Source organism: Paenibacillus plantarum (assembly GCF_013141695.1).
GTDB classification, from domain to species: Bacteria; Bacillota; Bacilli; order Paenibacillales; family NBRC-103111; genus Paenibacillus_E; species Paenibacillus_E plantarum.
This window is the reverse complement of record NZ_WHNY01000079.1, coordinates 28,959-44,764: the sequence shown is the minus strand read 5'-3', so window position 1 is coordinate 44,764 and position 15,806 is coordinate 28,959. Positions and strand designations below refer to the sequence as shown.

The following is a 15,806-nucleotide window of genomic DNA, read 5'->3' as shown; positions in this document are numbered from 1 at the left end:
TAAATACTTCAACAGAGGTGGCTGGAAATCCTTGTTAGCTGATTGGTCAGTCGTAGAAAAAAAAGGAGCTGCCTCGATGCAGTCTCCTCCGCTATAGTTCTCCGATAGCTTAACATAGTTTTCCAAAATAGCAATCATTTATAAATGGGTTGTTTTACTTAAATGTTATAATTTTATTATTCGCTTTCTTTGCACAATTGTTTGGCGGATTGTTTCAATAAATTTAAAACATATCCAAAGAAAAAGATTGTTATGTATGACAGCCATTTTATACGTGGGATACCTTCCATGAATCAATGATTTATGTAGTTCATCTATTTCTCCTTTATCATTCATTAATAAAATAGTATCTTGGTTTTCTTTCACAATCTCATAGATTTTATATGCAGTGAAAATATTTAAATCATTATAGTATACATCTTGCGCTGGTGTCACATAAGACAAGAATCTGCACATCCTTTCTTTTTTCTATTATGAATTATTCGCCTTTCTTAGACGAGCTTATTCGAATTGTAATATACACCTTACTAAAATAGCATGTTTATCTAAAAATGTGTATTAGTTTGAGGAAATAAAATAACATCGAACCCCTACGAGCTCTTGAGTGTCCCACCGCCACAGTTAACTGCCCGTTCGTATTAAGAGGTTAACCAGTTTTTACTGGTTGCCCTCTTTTGTATTTTAGAGGTTTAGTAACGGTAGCCGGGGTCCAACGTTACTGCCCGTGGGACCATGATCCCGTCAACTAAACTGTTCACCACCTGGGGAAAGTCTTTCAAGTTTACCTTCTCCCCAAAGAGCTGCAACATTGGTCATGTTTGCGGAGTAATGGGAATAGAATATCTAAAACGTTAAATGGTTTTCCGAGTAAGAATTGTTTTTCATTTTCGTTCATTTCTCGTTTTAAGACTTTTTGAATCCCGTAATTATAAGCTTCTGTACCCAGTCCTTCTCTCAACTCAACTTTTCCACAATCTAGTACATTTGTTTTCTCGCCATCAATGTTCCTTTAATAATATTAGTAGCGTTTCTTAATTTGAGATAATCCATTCTCCAGGATATTCTTAATAAACTGCAAGGCCTCTGCTCTTGTAAGATTCTCACTGCCGGCATAACCTTCAACCGTAGCGCTATTCTTGCCATTGGAATACCGTTTATCGAGCAAGTACTGAATTGCCTCATTTCCGGATTTGTTTATGCCATCAATACCGGAAATGATCTCCGCGACACTCGTACGATTAATGAATGAATCCCGGGCATCTTCTTTATTGGACGTAGCAAAATTATATTCTTTTGCAAAACTATAATACTTATCAGCCCAATGTGTGGATACAAGATCATCCTGAAGCGAGATTTTATATGCACGTAACAGCATGGTAATAAACTCAGCTTCGGATACTAAATTATTAGGTTTAAAAGAACCATCATCATATCCATCAATAACGCCTTCATTGGTTCCCCATTCAATTGCCAAACTAGCCCAATGATCTTTAATGTCATTAAATACAGGAAACTTATTAATCACCGGTTTATTGGGGCCAATTACTTTGATACTCATGGTGCTAGTTTTATTTTGATAAGTTGCTTTCACAACAATATTGTCATAAGCTAGTTTGCCTACCATGGAACCATTAGTCAGTTCAATCTTGCTTACTGGATCGATGACATACTGAGCTTTGGTCGTAATATCTTCATTCGTGCTGTCTGTGTAGTATGCTGTAAGTTTGAATCTCTTCTGTTCTCCTACAACGATATCAGCATTCTTAAATTCGAACTCTATATGTGACAACTGTGTAGGTTGTGTTGTAAAAGACCAATCATTTGTTACCTTCGTGCCGCCCCCCACTCCTTCGAAGTGAACTGTGTATGTAGTTCCCGACTTAAGTGGTTCTTTGGGAATCAGAATGACATCAGCAGATATACTTTGAGGCATTGTGGATCGATCTGCAAGATAATAAGGAACGTCATTGTTCTTATCATCTCTAATCGATGCGGAAGTGAATGTAAGCTCCCTCATATTACTGGTATGGATAGAGATAGGATACCCCACTTTCGCTCCTTCTTTGTGATATATGGATAATGGGTTTGGCGTTTCGTTTGCATACCAGAAGATGGGCACATCTTTTTGATTGTCATAAGGATAATTGACAGTATACGTATTCCTATAGCCTTCATCTACACCATAAAGGTTTTGGAAACCTAAATTTAATACCATATTGTCAAGTGTCCCGCTAGTGTTTAATCCCACCCCGACATCTTGTGAGTAAGGAGATATCATGATGGCACGATGCAGTGGAGCATTAATAAGCGATTGAATGCCTCGATTGTTCTCGTTATCCGTAGGGGAAATAACCTCGCCATAACCGTTTTTATAACCAAAAACATTAATCCGATTATTAATGCCGCCATTGTTTAGATCCTCATCATGTAGGCTCCCTCCTTTAGCATAAATCTGGTCAATATTCTGTTTGGCTAGATAATCACTGTGATGCTGCGCGGAGTTATTTAAGTACTCATTTTCAATTAGCGGCTTGAGTCCCATTTTCGCTCGAATGTCATTTAAATACTGAATTGCGTTGAGCTTATCTGGACTATGGAAACCTTGGTCTGCTGGTTTGCTCGGCACACCGCCAGAGAGTCCGGGTTTAACAGTGACCGTTATTGTGTCTGAACGTCCTTCAAAATTAGCTGTGATTGTAGTCGTCCCAGTACTCAAGGCGTTAATTTTACCTCCTGAAACGTTTGCGACACCTGGATTACTGCTGACGAAATTTGCTGTAGTACTTAGATCAATGAGATTAAACATATAGTAAGCGGTGATGGACGCAGGTGTATACTGACCCGCAAGCAGTTCAATTTCATCCTTCTCAAAGTTTATTGAACTTGGCCTAATTACGTTAATAGTCCTTGTGTGACTTTTGCCTTCATAGGTGACGGAAATGACCGTTGAACCGTAGGAATGGCCTTCTAGCGTTCCGTCTGTGCTAATTGTAGCGACAGCAGGATTTGATGAAACAGCGGTTCCTGGGAAAATGGAATTGAAACTTTTCTGAGTGAGACTCTCATCCACAATTTTCACTGTATACGGCAGCGGTACATTTGGCGGAATATCATACTGATACTTGTTCCCTTTTTCGTTGTTCGGTTCGAAGTCAACCGCTAACGTTCGAGCTTCTGCAACTGATGCAAGTGTGCAAATAAGAAAAAGCACTAACATGAGCACTATTGTTTTTTTCATTGTGGTTCTCCTTTTTTCGGTGATATACTTATGAGATTCTTAATACAAATTCAACAAAATCGATAAAACTCCTTCCATATTTCGACATTTTCTACGGAATCTAATGTTGTAGACTGACAACAGCGGCAGCCTTGAACTACAGAAAAAAACCACAACTCGAGGGTTAGTCTCATTGTGGTTGAAATTATTAGATATTTGCTACATTATCGTCATACCATACTTCGATTTCAGTGGCTGATACGTAGAATCGAAATCCAAATGGGAGTGCAAGGTACTTAAGCAAATCAGGACGATTGAACGCAACGTGATAGTAATGTACCACCATTAGTGATTGAACATTTCCATCATATAGATCAGTGGTTAAATACCAGCTGGTCATATACTCTTCGGAGGGGTATCTTACTGCATTGACAGCATAGCCGCCTTCATAAACACCTTGGGATATAGCAATCTTCTGACTAAATAAGGGATACCATGGTGTTCTACCCAAATTGTCACATACCTCGTCTTGTGATCGAATAATAGAGACCGCAATATCAAGTCCCTCTGTGTATCCATTCCCTGAATCTTCCGCTTCCCAAAGATCATAATATGGTTCTTGGCTTACAGTAAACTTAAGTATCCAGGAATGATAAGAAATTGTTTGTTCCGCCTTAATCGTAGGCTTCGTAGAATACTGTCCTGATCTCTTTGCCGAGGTATGTAGCAAGTCCCTTAGTATAAAGATGATTCACACCATGGACAAGATCAATATTTCTATGGACTCGTATCATTTCAACCCCCCATTTGTTTTAGGCAACTCTTATAAACCCACCTGGTGATAGCCCCTAGAATACTTTGAATTAACAATTCTTCTGGTAACAACGCACATAATCAATACTGAACTCGCTGGGGTATACTTGCGTTACCCTTGAAGTATTATCGTTTGAAGGAATTTCATAAATGTTAAGCATCAATTGCATGGGGTATCGTGGTGATTGACGAGATGTATGTATCAATTCGTTATCGATATAAAAATCAACGCCATTTTCAGTCCAATCGACAGCGTAAAGGTGAAACTGCGTAGGGTCGAGTTGAAATTCTGTTTCAAAAAATTCATCATGAATCTCCGGATCACCGAACGGATGAATGCCAAATCCAAGTGTACATGTATCGGAAGCCACATTCCACCCCTTCAATTCAAAAGGGCAAATTTCGGCTGATTTATGGGGTTGATCTTCAAAACCAATCATCCAAAATGCACAAACGTTATTGGGGTTTTTGATTCCCTTTGCCCGTATTTCAAAATAGCCATACTGCGGGGTAAACAGTCTTTCAAGCATTTGCTCTTCTCGGACAAGACAGTTATTTGAGAACTTGTGTTGACCAAATTGACTGCCAACGGGCCCAGAATATACCCCCGTCTGGAGATTGCTGACCTTCACATCATCATTGAACTCTTGACACCACGGCAGTTGGTCCTCTTTTATCTGTAAGACGAGAAAGCTATCTTCAATTCTGTACTTTGCTTTGGAGCTTTTACGACTGCTCCATTGAGGTAAATAGTAAGGAAGCCAATTCGCGAGGTTTAAGTCATCGAACTCAAAATCATCTTGGAATACTATTGTATAACCTGATTTTTCAATCTCATTTCTTGGAAAATCCCCATTTGACATTAACTAATCCTCCACTTTTGGTGTACTTTAGAGATGTTACGCGATCGTTTGTGCAGAAAACCAATTTGCCAAAAAGGAACATACGTTCTTTATCTTCAGTGTATCAATTTCCAAGTTGCGTTACTACAACAACTTTAATGGATCTATTTTCCACGCTCTAGCCCGATAGTTGAGAAGGCTGCCGAACATAAATCTTAGGCAGTCTTCTCTTGTTATGTCATTGAACTATAGTTTCCCATGGGTCTCATCATTTTCGCAGTTGGATGCCACTCCAGCCATTTACATCGCATTGGCCATATTCATTGTCACCTACAGCAACCACCGTGCCGTCCGATTTAAGACCGACGGTATGAGCGCAACCCGCCGCAACTGCCACAATATTGTACCAGTCGCTTACATCACATTGGCCATATCTATTATCCCCCATAGTCGCCACAGTACCGTCCGATTTAAGGCCGATGGTATGATGACTACCCGCCGCTATCGCCATAATACCACGCCAGCCGCTTACATCGCATTGGTCATGCTTATTCAAACCCACAGCAACCACCGTTCCGTCCGCTTTAAGTCCGACGGTATGAAGATAACCTGCCGCTACAGACACTATGTCGTGCCAGCCGTTTGCATTGGATTGGCCATACCGATTATTACCCACAATCGTCAACGTTCCGTCCGATTTAAGACCGACGGTATGCCAGTCACCAGCCGATATCGCCACAATATCACGCCAGCCACTTACATTGCATTGACCTTCATTATTTCGACCCACAGCAACCACGGTGCCATCCGATTTAAGCCCAACGGTACGACGCCAACCAGCCGCTACCGCTACAATCTCGCGCCAGCCGCTCACATCACATTGGTCATGCTTATTCCAACCTATAGCCACAACCGTTCCGTCTGATTTAAGACCGATAGTATGAGCATTACCTGTGTTCGTCGCCATATGAACATTACTAGCAGCAACCGCCACAATATTGCGCCAGTCGCTTACATCACATTGGCCATATTTATTATCACCAGTGGCCGTCACCGTGCCGTCCGATTTAAGACCGACTGTATGACGACGACCCGTCGCGATGGAAGGCAGGGGTTTCACAATGTTCAAGAATCTCGCTCCTTAGTTGATGATAGATATTTCCGATTTTAGGTTTCATCTCTATTCCTTTTACAGTTGATTAGTAATTCTAGTTCCATATCACTTTTCCCTTGTCAATAAACTATACTACTGGTTCGTCGTCTGATGATGCCAGGAAAATAGGAGTTATGCTTTGTATTGAATTCTGATGTCCCACAATCAATGGACGTGGTTCAATGGTTGCATTTTGAAATTTATCAATTGGTTCCAACTCTATATCAATGTCAAACCTAGTATTGGGACAATAAAAAGTCATTGAAGGTGTTAAAGGAGTTATTCGCATCTGAGAACCGGCAGCCTGTTTAAACTAGGGAGAGAGTTCAGAGCCACCTGTGGCTCTTTTCGAATTGTGCACAAATGCCTACTCCATTGCATATGGTGGAAGCAATGTATGATCAGTTCACTCTGAGGAGTATAGTCCCAACTTTAATTTCTAACATTTAACAATGTATGAATAAATGGGTGACCATCCAATTAGACGATCGGACTAATTTGCAAGTCAACGTGACCTCTGCCGACTTCAACTATGCAACAGGATTTTTAAGCCGCCAATCTTATAACTCATTAGTTTGCAACGGGACTGCCATTCAAAATTCACAACAGGCAGAGGCTTGCAAGGGTCAATGGATCCAGCTTGTTCTTCCCAATCAAATTTCGCTCTCGTTTTATTTGACACATTATGATGATCAAATGGTCGGGGGCAGTCTCCAATCGACTCAGCTTCTCGGATTATCAAACCGTGTCACTTCAGTTCAATGTTGAATAGAAGCAGGTCTCGCGAGATGAACTGGACCCCAATCAATAGATGGTGTCTAACAATTGGGGTCCAGTTCACAAATACACGGTAGCCTTCATGCTGAATTGATTGAACTCTTGGTTGCAATAGGTAAGCATTTGAAGTGATCTCCAGCTTTTCCCCTGCTCCACACGGAGCGTACGAGTTTCCCAGTACTCCGCGTTCCCTCTAACTGAATTTACTAAATCATTAGTTCCTCGTTACTCATTGATTTGGAATATGTTAAACTGGTTCTAATGCATATTTTTCACGGTATTTGTTGATCTGAACCATCATCAATTCCGTTAAACCAAGTTTAGTCGTGAGTACGTCAATCGTCTCTTTTTGTGTTTGAAGGATTAGTTGCCCGACGTAGCTTCTCAATAGCTGGAAATAGTCGCTGGGCAAGCATGGTTTGATTCATAACCGTTCCTTCTTTCTCCTCGAGATTGTAGACAGAAACTCTCAGACAATAAAAAAAGCCCTTCATCCTCATTCAACAAGGACGTAAGGCATCGCTTCCGTGGTACCACCTTGATTGGGTCAACGGACCCGCTCATAGATGCAGCATTTAACTGCGACATCTCTTCTATAACGGGAAGACCCGCCAGACTTACTCCCTCTTTCAGTCTGATGCTCCGAGGCTTCTTTCTACAAGCTCGAATACCCTCTTACACTACCATGCAGGGCTCTCTGCAATTCGAATACTTGTTTACTCTTCATCATCAATCGCGTTTCTCGAATATATGGTTATCAGTTACAGTAGCATCAAGGCTAATACAGCGTCAAGGTGTGAACGCCCGAATCAGATTTTATATGCAAAGAATGAATGCAATATCATTTGTGTATAATCGATTACAAGGATTAAAATTTGATGGCGATCAGCTTTCATATTTTTATAAGTTCTTGGTCCACAGATCCGTTCTGTATTCATGACCGCGATCTTCTAGGATAAACTCATGCTAAATGTTGATGCCTTTACTCGCAGATTTTGGAACCTTCCCCGTCTCAAATTAATTCTTTCTATAATACGGCAATCTTCCAAGTGGGACTTCAATGTTTACCTTTTGCGGACCCGATACAATTAAACCATCATCCCCAACCCAAGTACCTGCAGGAATTACAACGTCTCTAGCTCTCGCACCTTTGACAACTACAGGAGCGATTAGCAAAGTACTCCCCAACATAAACTGATCTGTAATCGTTTCCATACCATCTTCTGGAAATTCGTAAGCCATATGACGTAAAATGGGTTCTCCAGTAACAGCTGACTCTTTCGCGAGCTTAAGAATTTCCTCCCCAAAGGCAGCATGTAACTGAGCAGCCTCAACACAATAACGCAGATGCTTCTCATCTAGAATTCGCCACGGTGCTGCTGAGAATTGCATCATGGGGAACAATGCGGAGCATTGTGCTGAACGTACAATAAGCTCAGGATCCAACTTCTCCGAGGAAAGGAAACTCTTAAATTCCCCTCCCCCAATCATATCGGGGCATGAATATGCATATCCAAGTAGACCTTGTGCAAGGCCATCGGGAATTAAACAATCAAGTCCATTGCCAGTCCACACATGCTGCTTGTCCTTCAATCTTTGAACCAATGGCTGTCCTGCAAGCTTCCAGCAGGCTCGGTATTCATTTAGTGGATACTTGAGTCCTACTTTGGCCCAAGCCTCACTTTGACCATTTGGCGTTGTCTTCACAAAACTTAAATCATCACCTTCATAGAACTCCAGGTCGCCAGCATCTAACTTAAAGCCATCAATCCCATACTCGTCTTGAAGTACATCAAGTTGATGATGAATCCATTCGACGGCTGTCGGATTGGTACAATCTAGAACTGCGCTATATCCATTCCACCATTTACGAATAGCCGTCTTGCCATGTCGATCCCTCAATAGAATGCCTGTCGTTTCCAGTTTCCGAAATGTAATCGAGTCTGGGCTGATAAACGGACATACCCATACCATTACCTTAAAGCCAAGTGCATGCAGTTCATCTACCATACCTTTTGGATCAGGGAACCTTCCAGTATGAAATGTCCATGTTCCGTATGGCTCGTGCCAATTATCATCAATCATTATGACACCAGGCGGCATACCGCATGCCAATACATCTTTCGCATATTGCATTACTTTTTCTTGCGTCGGTTCATATAACAACTCAATCCACAAATTATACTGAGGGGCTGTAAACAGTAATTCCTCCGGAATTATTGGAACTGGCGGAAAGAAAGTGCGTGAGGCATGCTTGTATGCGCCTTGTAAGTTTCCATGTCCTTCCCCTACGGTTATTCGCGAAGCCCCACGATGAATAGCTAATTGCTCCTGATTTATCTCAAAAGCAAATGGCTCTTCACTCCAAATGTAACGACCTTTATTTGAAACTAGTAGTGGAGCCGCTTGGTTTGCACCACTTGCTTTTGCTAAGTCAGCACTGAACTGTGATCTGCCGAACGGCATGCTTGTTCCATCTGATACCCTTCCGCCCCACCAATATTCATCTGGCAATAGATCAAGTACTATCTCATAATTGGTCATATAACAATCACTCCTTCTTTACAAATGATTGTACATTCAAGAGAATATAGGGACAATCTTAAAGTATTGATTTATAATATAACAAAATTGACTTTAATGAGGTTCAGCTATGCTAAAACAATCTTCTTACGGATTTCGAAATGATGATACATCGATCCTCACCTTAGATTCGATTGGATGGCAGACAATTAACAGCTCTTCTTACTCATTTTCAGGAGAAGATCGTCCTGATTGTGGACATGTCATTTTCCAATACACGCTTAGCGGACAAGGTTATTTTGAGTATGAGCAGCAGATCTATCCTTTGCCGAAAGGCACTGGATTTCTTGCCAAAGTACCTAGTAATCATAAATACTTTTATCGAACTAGCAAAGAACCTTGGGAAGTCATTTGGTTGAATTTACGTGGGAATGAAGCCAATCGAATTTGGGATATGATCATCGACCAAGAAGGGTCAGTCCTAAGAAGAGACTTACAATCACCCCTTATACAGGAATTCTGGAAATTGCTTAACTTAGTAGCCGAAGAAATGGTAACTGATAAGTATCAGCTATCTCTAAGTGTTTATGAATGGCTGCTTTCCCTTATCCAGACAAGTGGCGAGATAACAAAAGAAATTAGCGAAAACTCGAGCAGTTTGATTCAAAAAGCTAAAAGATTTATGAGAGAGCACTACGCTGAACCCATCACCCTAGACATGATTGCTGCTCACTGTGAACTTAATAAATATTACTTTTGCAGGCTTTTTCAACGTTCCGAACAAAGCACACCTCTTAAATATCTACGCGATCGACGAATGGAAGCAGCGATTTCCTTTCTTCGAACTACAGAACTATCCGTTAATGAGATCGGTAAGGTTTGTGGTTTTGAAAGTCCAAGTTACTTCGGTAAAATTTTTCGGCAATATATGAATATGACACCTAAAGAGTATAGAATGAAGAAGTTAGAATTTCCTTACGATGCCATTTATTACGAATGACCTGCTTGTAAATCACCAAGTATATTATACGGTTATGAAACATTTACTATGAAGGGACTGTTGATGAAATGGAACTATATGCAATTAAATTTGGCGAGTCCTCCTTTCGTTTAAGACATATATACCGAGATATGCCTAATTCGGAAGAAACAACGAAAATTGCATGGTCTTATTATATTGCTAAGTTTAACGACATAACGATTGCCATTGACACGGGATTTCGAGATGAAAATGTAGCGAAAAAATGGGGAATTACATTTACTGGGGTTGAGCAAGAGTTATCAAGTATCATAGACAACTTAGCCGTAGTTGATATGGTTATTATTACTCACAGTCACTTTGACCACATTGAAAATCTTGATTTGTATGGTAAGCCGGAAATTATTATTTCAAAAACCGATTACGAGAATGCTCTACAACAATGCTCACATTCCATTATTGATAAACTGAATCAATGCCATGTAGTGACTGTTGAGAATGAATACATATACAACGACTTACTCAGATTCAGAGTCATCGGCGGTCACAGCAAGGGCTCCTCTGTCGTTTATTTCGAAGCAGACAATAAGCACTATGTAATAACTGGCGATGAATGTTACTGGTGCGACAACTTGATTAGCAATCGCCCCATAGGGGTATATGCGAGTACACAAAATAATGAAAGGTTCATTATCGAATCTCAGCGAGATAAATTAATACCCCTTCCATTTCATGATTTGAATATATTTGAACAATACTCGAATATCACAAATAATATAGTTAGAATTCTTTAATTATTTTATTAATTTTCCTGCTTTCCTTTATTCGCTATCGTTCTAAATTCAAATAAACCTTTTCGTCTTACAACATCTAATAAAATCCCGATGTATCCAGGCTTTGAGCCGCATCGGTATTCAATAAGTTGTACCTAGCTTGGCTAGGCGCGCCATGTCAAAAAAGGCTGCCCACAAGATGAACTTATGAGCAGCCTTTTTTATTACACTTTGAATCGGGCAAGCAAATCTAACAGTTCTTGTACTAGTTGGCCTAACGCCTCCGATGAAGCACTGATTTCTTCCATTGTGGCCAATTGTTCTTCGGACGCTGCAGCAACATTATGCGCATTGTGGCTGGAACTTCTTGCAATGCTTGCTAGCTGTTCCACGGTCGCCAAAACCTGCTCGGTGCTTGCCGACATTTGCTCGGATGCCGCTGAAACTTCTTGAATTTGATGATGAACCTGTGCCATATCCTGAGTAATGGATGCGAAAATGGTACCGCTATCGGTTACAACTTGAACCCCCTTGGTTACTTCGGTTGTACCTTGATCCATACTTTTCACGGCCAGCTTCGTATCCTCACTGATTTCACTAATAAGCTCGACGATTTGAAGCGAAGCGGTGTTAGACTGCTCGGCAAGCTTGCGAACTTCCGCCGCTACGACTGCAAAGCCTTTGCCATGCTCACCTGCTCTTGAAGCTTCGATAGCTGCATTTAGGGCCAATAAGTTCGTCTGCTTGCTTAACCCGGAAATCACGCCAATGATACTCCCGATAGCTTCAGAACGCTCTCCAAGACGACGAATGACAATAGAAGTATCTTCAACTTTCTCTTTCAAGAGGCCCATTTGGCGAACAGCCATTTGGATGTTCTCATTTCCTGCCGTTGTTTTGGCTCTTACATCCTCAGTGGAGTCTGTCACAATGGCGGTAGATTCAGCAATTTTCTGTACACCGATAGCCATTTCGGTCATCGCTCGCGCCGTTTCCTGCGCGTCGATTAATTGCGTCTCGGAGCCGCTGGCCATCTCCTGAATAGAAATCGCAATCGTTTCGGCAGCCCGACTTGTTTGTTCTGCGCTTGCATTCAGTTGCTCGGACGTTGCGCCAACCGACATCGCATGCTCCGTCACTGTGTGAATCATCATTCGCAGCTTCTCTACCATGGTATTAAACTGTTCCGACATTAATCCGAACTCATCTCGGCCTTTGACTGTCAACTGCTCGGTAAATTCGCCTTGGGCCAGCTTCGCGGAAAGTCGGCTTACGGATTGAATAGGACTCAGAACGAATCTTCGAATAATAAGGAACAAGATGACAGCCAGAACAATTAAGGATACGATCGCAATGGTCAGAGAGGTTGTCAGTCCTTCAAAATAGGCCATTAAGATCGTTTGCTTGGAAATGACAGATTCCATGTACCAAGCATGATCGGAACCCTCAAGTTGAATGGGCGTAAATAAGTGAAGATCATCTCCGCTGCTTCCCTTCATGTAAGCGGAGCGTTCACCTTTATGAACACCCTCCCACACGGTTGCCGTTTCCGGAGTGTCACTATAAGACTTGCCTACTTTCTCCGGCGATGCTCCATGCGCTACATAGCTTCCGGCTGCAGAGATCATCGATGCGTATCCGCCAAGTGGCTTTAGTTGCTCGATTTGCTTTTGCAAGTCGCTAAGCGCCATATCTGCCCCTACGATGCCAAGGAAGTTGCCCTGTTTATCCACAATCGGCATAACTAATGAAGTGATTAAGACATCTTTGCCGCTGATCGGATAGTAATACGGCTCAATCCACGTATTTTTTTTCGTCTTTTTGGGAATGAGGTAGTAATCCCCTGCGCCTTCTTTTTCATAATCCACTAAGGGCTGGACATCGATTTTATCACCTACTCTTACCACGTAGGGAATAAAGCGCCCCGTGCTGTCGTCATACGGCATTTTTTTACTATTCGCCGCATCTTTCTTATCGAATGCATTAGGTTCCCACAGCGTATAGAAAGCCAATACTTTTTCATGATCAACCAATGTGTTATTTAAAATTCGGACAACTTCCTCGCGCGTCAGTGACTTGGAAGTACTTGCGTCCAGTACCACAGTTCGGAGCGTCGACAAAGCAGTGAGCGTCTCATTCACCTGATCGTGAAAACCATTGGATACGACAGAGGAAGCTTCATTTGCCTTCGATTCTCCTTGACTTAAACTGCTGCTGTAAATTTGTTTGAGATTGACGCCAATCAAGCTTCCAAAAGCTAAGAGAAGCACTAACCCAATGGCGACTCCTAATTTAAAAGATAATCTCTGGTTACGCAGCCACATAATACTTATTAGCTCCCCTTTCTATCCCTTTCTAATAAGTATTTATCGACAATTCGACATTTTTTTTGAATAGCTTGTGCACAAAATAAAATTTCATTTTCAATGTCGAAGCATGAATGATAATTCTATGAAGTAGAGTAGGCATCCAGCGAGTACAATATAGCCTGAGTTAAATCGTCCGAGGAAAACTTATCATCAAATTCATAAACATCTACTAGGCAGTTGTCCCCTCCACTTCCATCAAATCTATAAATAATGATACGGCCCCGCACCCCAAATCAGCACATGCAGGACATATATATTGAGTTCTTCCCATTTGGAAAATCTGGCTTACTCATTAAAATTAACCTTAAGATTTGTTCATTTTGAAACTCCTCAATGCCCCACCCTAAACAAGATACAAAATCGAATTCCTCAGCATATATATCGTATAAAGATTGTCCGTCTACTATAAAATCTGCAAAAGTAATAGGTCCCGGATAACCGTCTCTTAAACGCCTTTTGAATTCTATTTTTGATTTTATCATTTATGAAATTCTCGTTCTTTATATAAGTGGTCATGGTCAATGTGTATTAAAACTAATTATTGAAGAATCCTGCCCGTCCCTCAGTATTTGGGTCTGTGCCCTTATGGATAACGAACTCGGTCCTCCGTGCTTTCTTTGTTTAAAGTCCTGCGAATGAATCAATTCACGTGATTTCGACGATTAGGCAGCCTGATTGTACTGAATGATCGTTTTTTCAGGAGTAAAAGACTCCTCGGAATGCACCATGCCGACTAGGATTCGCGCCAGTTTTCCAAGCAATTTAAATATCGACTTCTGCGTACTCATATGTTTAACTTGCACATTATTCTTATGTAATTGCTTAAATAAAGGGTTTGTTCCCACTAATGTTAAGGTAGCCAGATACATATATTTTCGGAGTTTTGAATCTCCACGTTTGGAAAGTACAATCTGGCCCTTGCGCTTTCCAGACATGCTCTCTGCCAGGTTTAAACCGGCTTTCCGTAGCAGCTGACGACCGTGAGCGAATTGCTTCAGATCACCCGCACAAGCCAGAATTGCTGCGATATAGATAGTGCTTAGACCTTTAATAGTACGAAGTTGGCTAGAAATTGGGATCTCACCAAGTAAAACTGCTATTACTTGTGCTATTTGGTTCAATATACCCTCAATGCCGCTCGTACTCATCAATTCAGCGATGCAGATCCTGTTTAGCCTCATTCAGCGCTACAGTTTCCCTACGTTCTGAACCGCTTTAGAGAGTAGTTCAGCTGCCTTCTGAATACCCATGGAGCCGCCAGCTCGTTTCATATATTTCCGCCAACCAGTAATAACTTCTGATGTAGATTGACCTTTTTAATCCAGCGGGGACGGGAACTCTTTGAGCGTTACTATGGATCGTGGACAGGTCCAATCTTTAAACACAGAAGCGTACTCAGGGAAGCGTATATCCAGCCAGCGGTTGATCCGATTCTGCATCCTAACACTATCCAACGAAGTAATTTCTCAAACCCCTGGATAGTGTTCTTGAATGAAAGATGCTGGTTTGTAAGCACAATTCCACGATAATTTGTTGCTTGAGCTACTTGAGTTTCCTTTGCCATATCAATGCCCACAACAAGATGTGGAGTGGTAATTCGTTCAATACGTTGATTTTGTCCGTCAGATTGCTTAAACTTCATAATAAGAGCGCCTCCTTGATGGTGTTGGGTATCTACCCGTCGACAAACCCATCATACCGAGGCGCTCCTTTTTTGACAAAGCCCATTTCTTAGGCTAGACAGGAATGTTTAGACGAGCGATAATCCTAGTTTTTCAAATGGATGTTCAAATACATCTAGCTCGGTTTCTTTTACTTTTAAAAATGAAGCTACAATGATATATCGAATACCTTTTGAAACAATTATGGTTATCTCTTGATCATTTGATGGTTCACCTATTTTGTTATTTACATAAATGATTTCATCATTAGTTGCATCATCGAGTATAATTTCATCTAGAAAACGTGGTAATTCAATGTAGCTAATATCAAAAAACAAGATATCTATATTTTGGAGGTTTTCCTTACTTTTGGGACTACGAATAAGAAGTTCTCCATGACTCACCCTGTAAAACCAAAATTGAAATTTTCTGTTTTCAAACCAATTTGGTAGCCCAAGCATTGTCCCATCACCCTAGAGCATATTCCCTTCTATTATAACAGATATTGGAAGTATTCTGCCCGTTAGTTGAGCGGCTCATTTTATCTTGTCGGCAATCGGACTATGTTCTTGACACATATCGGCAATCGGATCAAGTTCTTGACATTGCCAATTGACAAGAACTTGATTCGATTAATTAAAAAGTCCACGATTTACGCGGAATTGATTCGGACAATGTTCTTTTCATCCGACATTGAAT

At 41.2% G+C, this 15,806-nt stretch carries 12 protein-coding genes and 1 other annotated feature; of the genes, 2 read left to right on the top strand and 10 right to left on the bottom strand.

Features of this window, described 5'->3' with window-relative positions; all coding sequences use genetic code 11:
• Window positions 1–165: 165 nt before the first annotated feature.
• From GC096_RS32980 to GC096_RS32950, 6 genes are all read right to left on the bottom strand, one after another.
• Window positions 166–444, bottom strand: coding sequence for a hypothetical protein (locus GC096_RS32980; RefSeq protein ID WP_171636447.1), 279 nt, complete (start codon window positions 442–444; stop codon window positions 166–168).
• Between the two features lie 574 nt (window positions 445–1,018).
• Window positions 1,019–3,238: a CAP and S-layer homology domain-containing protein gene (locus tag GC096_RS32975; RefSeq protein ID WP_171636445.1), complete on the bottom strand. Its 2,220-nt coding sequence runs from the start codon at window positions 3,236–3,238 to the stop codon at window positions 1,019–1,021.
• Window positions 3,239–3,425: 187 nt separating this feature from the next.
• Complete coding sequence (locus GC096_RS39680) at window positions 3,426–3,947, bottom strand: immunity protein Imm33 domain-containing protein (RefSeq protein WP_446686389.1); 522 nt, start codon at window positions 3,945–3,947, stop codon at window positions 3,426–3,428.
• 133 nt (window positions 3,948–4,080) lie between these two features.
• Entirely contained in the window at window positions 4,081–4,893 is an 813-nt protein-coding gene (locus GC096_RS32965; RefSeq protein WP_171636441.1) for a glycoside hydrolase family 16 protein, read from the bottom strand.
• A 247-nt stretch (window positions 4,894–5,140) separates the two neighbouring features.
• Window positions 5,141–6,001, bottom strand: coding sequence for an RCC1 domain-containing protein (locus GC096_RS32960; RefSeq protein ID WP_171636439.1), 861 nt, complete (start codon window positions 5,999–6,001; stop codon window positions 5,141–5,143).
• A gap of 1,303 nt (window positions 6,002–7,304) precedes the next feature.
• Window positions 7,305–7,545 (bottom strand) — a binding site (T-box leader).
• A gap of 274 nt (window positions 7,546–7,819) precedes the next feature.
• Window positions 7,820–9,346, bottom strand: a complete 1,527-nt coding sequence (locus tag GC096_RS32950; RefSeq protein ID WP_171636435.1) for a glycoside hydrolase family 31 protein — start codon at window positions 9,344–9,346, stop codon at window positions 7,820–7,822.
• 109 nt (window positions 9,347–9,455) lie between these two features.
• Here GC096_RS32950 and GC096_RS32945 point away from each other — a divergent pair, with 109 nt between their 5' ends.
• Both GC096_RS32945 and GC096_RS32940 read left to right on the top strand, forming a co-directional pair.
• A complete protein-coding gene (locus GC096_RS32945; protein ID WP_171636433.1) occupies window positions 9,456–10,325 on the top strand; it encodes an AraC family transcriptional regulator in 870 nt (289 codons plus the stop codon).
• 68 nt (window positions 10,326–10,393) lie between these two features.
• Window positions 10,394–11,098, top strand: coding sequence for an MBL fold metallo-hydrolase (locus GC096_RS32940; RefSeq protein ID WP_171636431.1), 705 nt, complete (start codon window positions 10,394–10,396; stop codon window positions 11,096–11,098).
• Between the two features lie 203 nt (window positions 11,099–11,301).
• On the opposite strand, the gene GC096_RS32935 is transcribed toward GC096_RS32940, so the two are convergent.
• From GC096_RS32935 to GC096_RS32925, 4 genes are all read right to left on the bottom strand, one after another.
• Window positions 11,302–13,401: a methyl-accepting chemotaxis protein gene (locus tag GC096_RS32935; RefSeq protein WP_171636429.1), complete on the bottom strand. Its 2,100-nt coding sequence runs from the start codon at window positions 13,399–13,401 to the stop codon at window positions 11,302–11,304.
• A 707-nt stretch (window positions 13,402–14,108) separates the two neighbouring features.
• Window positions 14,109–14,567 (bottom strand): transposase, encoded by a 459-nt coding sequence (locus GC096_RS38935; RefSeq protein WP_246303138.1) that lies wholly within the window; start codon window positions 14,565–14,567, stop codon window positions 14,109–14,111.
• A 230-nt stretch (window positions 14,568–14,797) separates the two neighbouring features.
• On the bottom strand, window positions 14,798–15,088 hold the full coding sequence (locus tag GC096_RS38930; RefSeq protein WP_246303137.1) for a hypothetical protein: 291 nt from the start codon (window positions 15,086–15,088) through the stop codon (window positions 14,798–14,800).
• A gap of 108 nt (window positions 15,089–15,196) precedes the next feature.
• Window positions 15,197–15,568: a hypothetical protein gene (locus tag GC096_RS32925; RefSeq protein WP_171636427.1), complete on the bottom strand. Its 372-nt coding sequence runs from the start codon at window positions 15,566–15,568 to the stop codon at window positions 15,197–15,199.
• Window positions 15,569–15,806 lie beyond the last annotated feature (238 nt).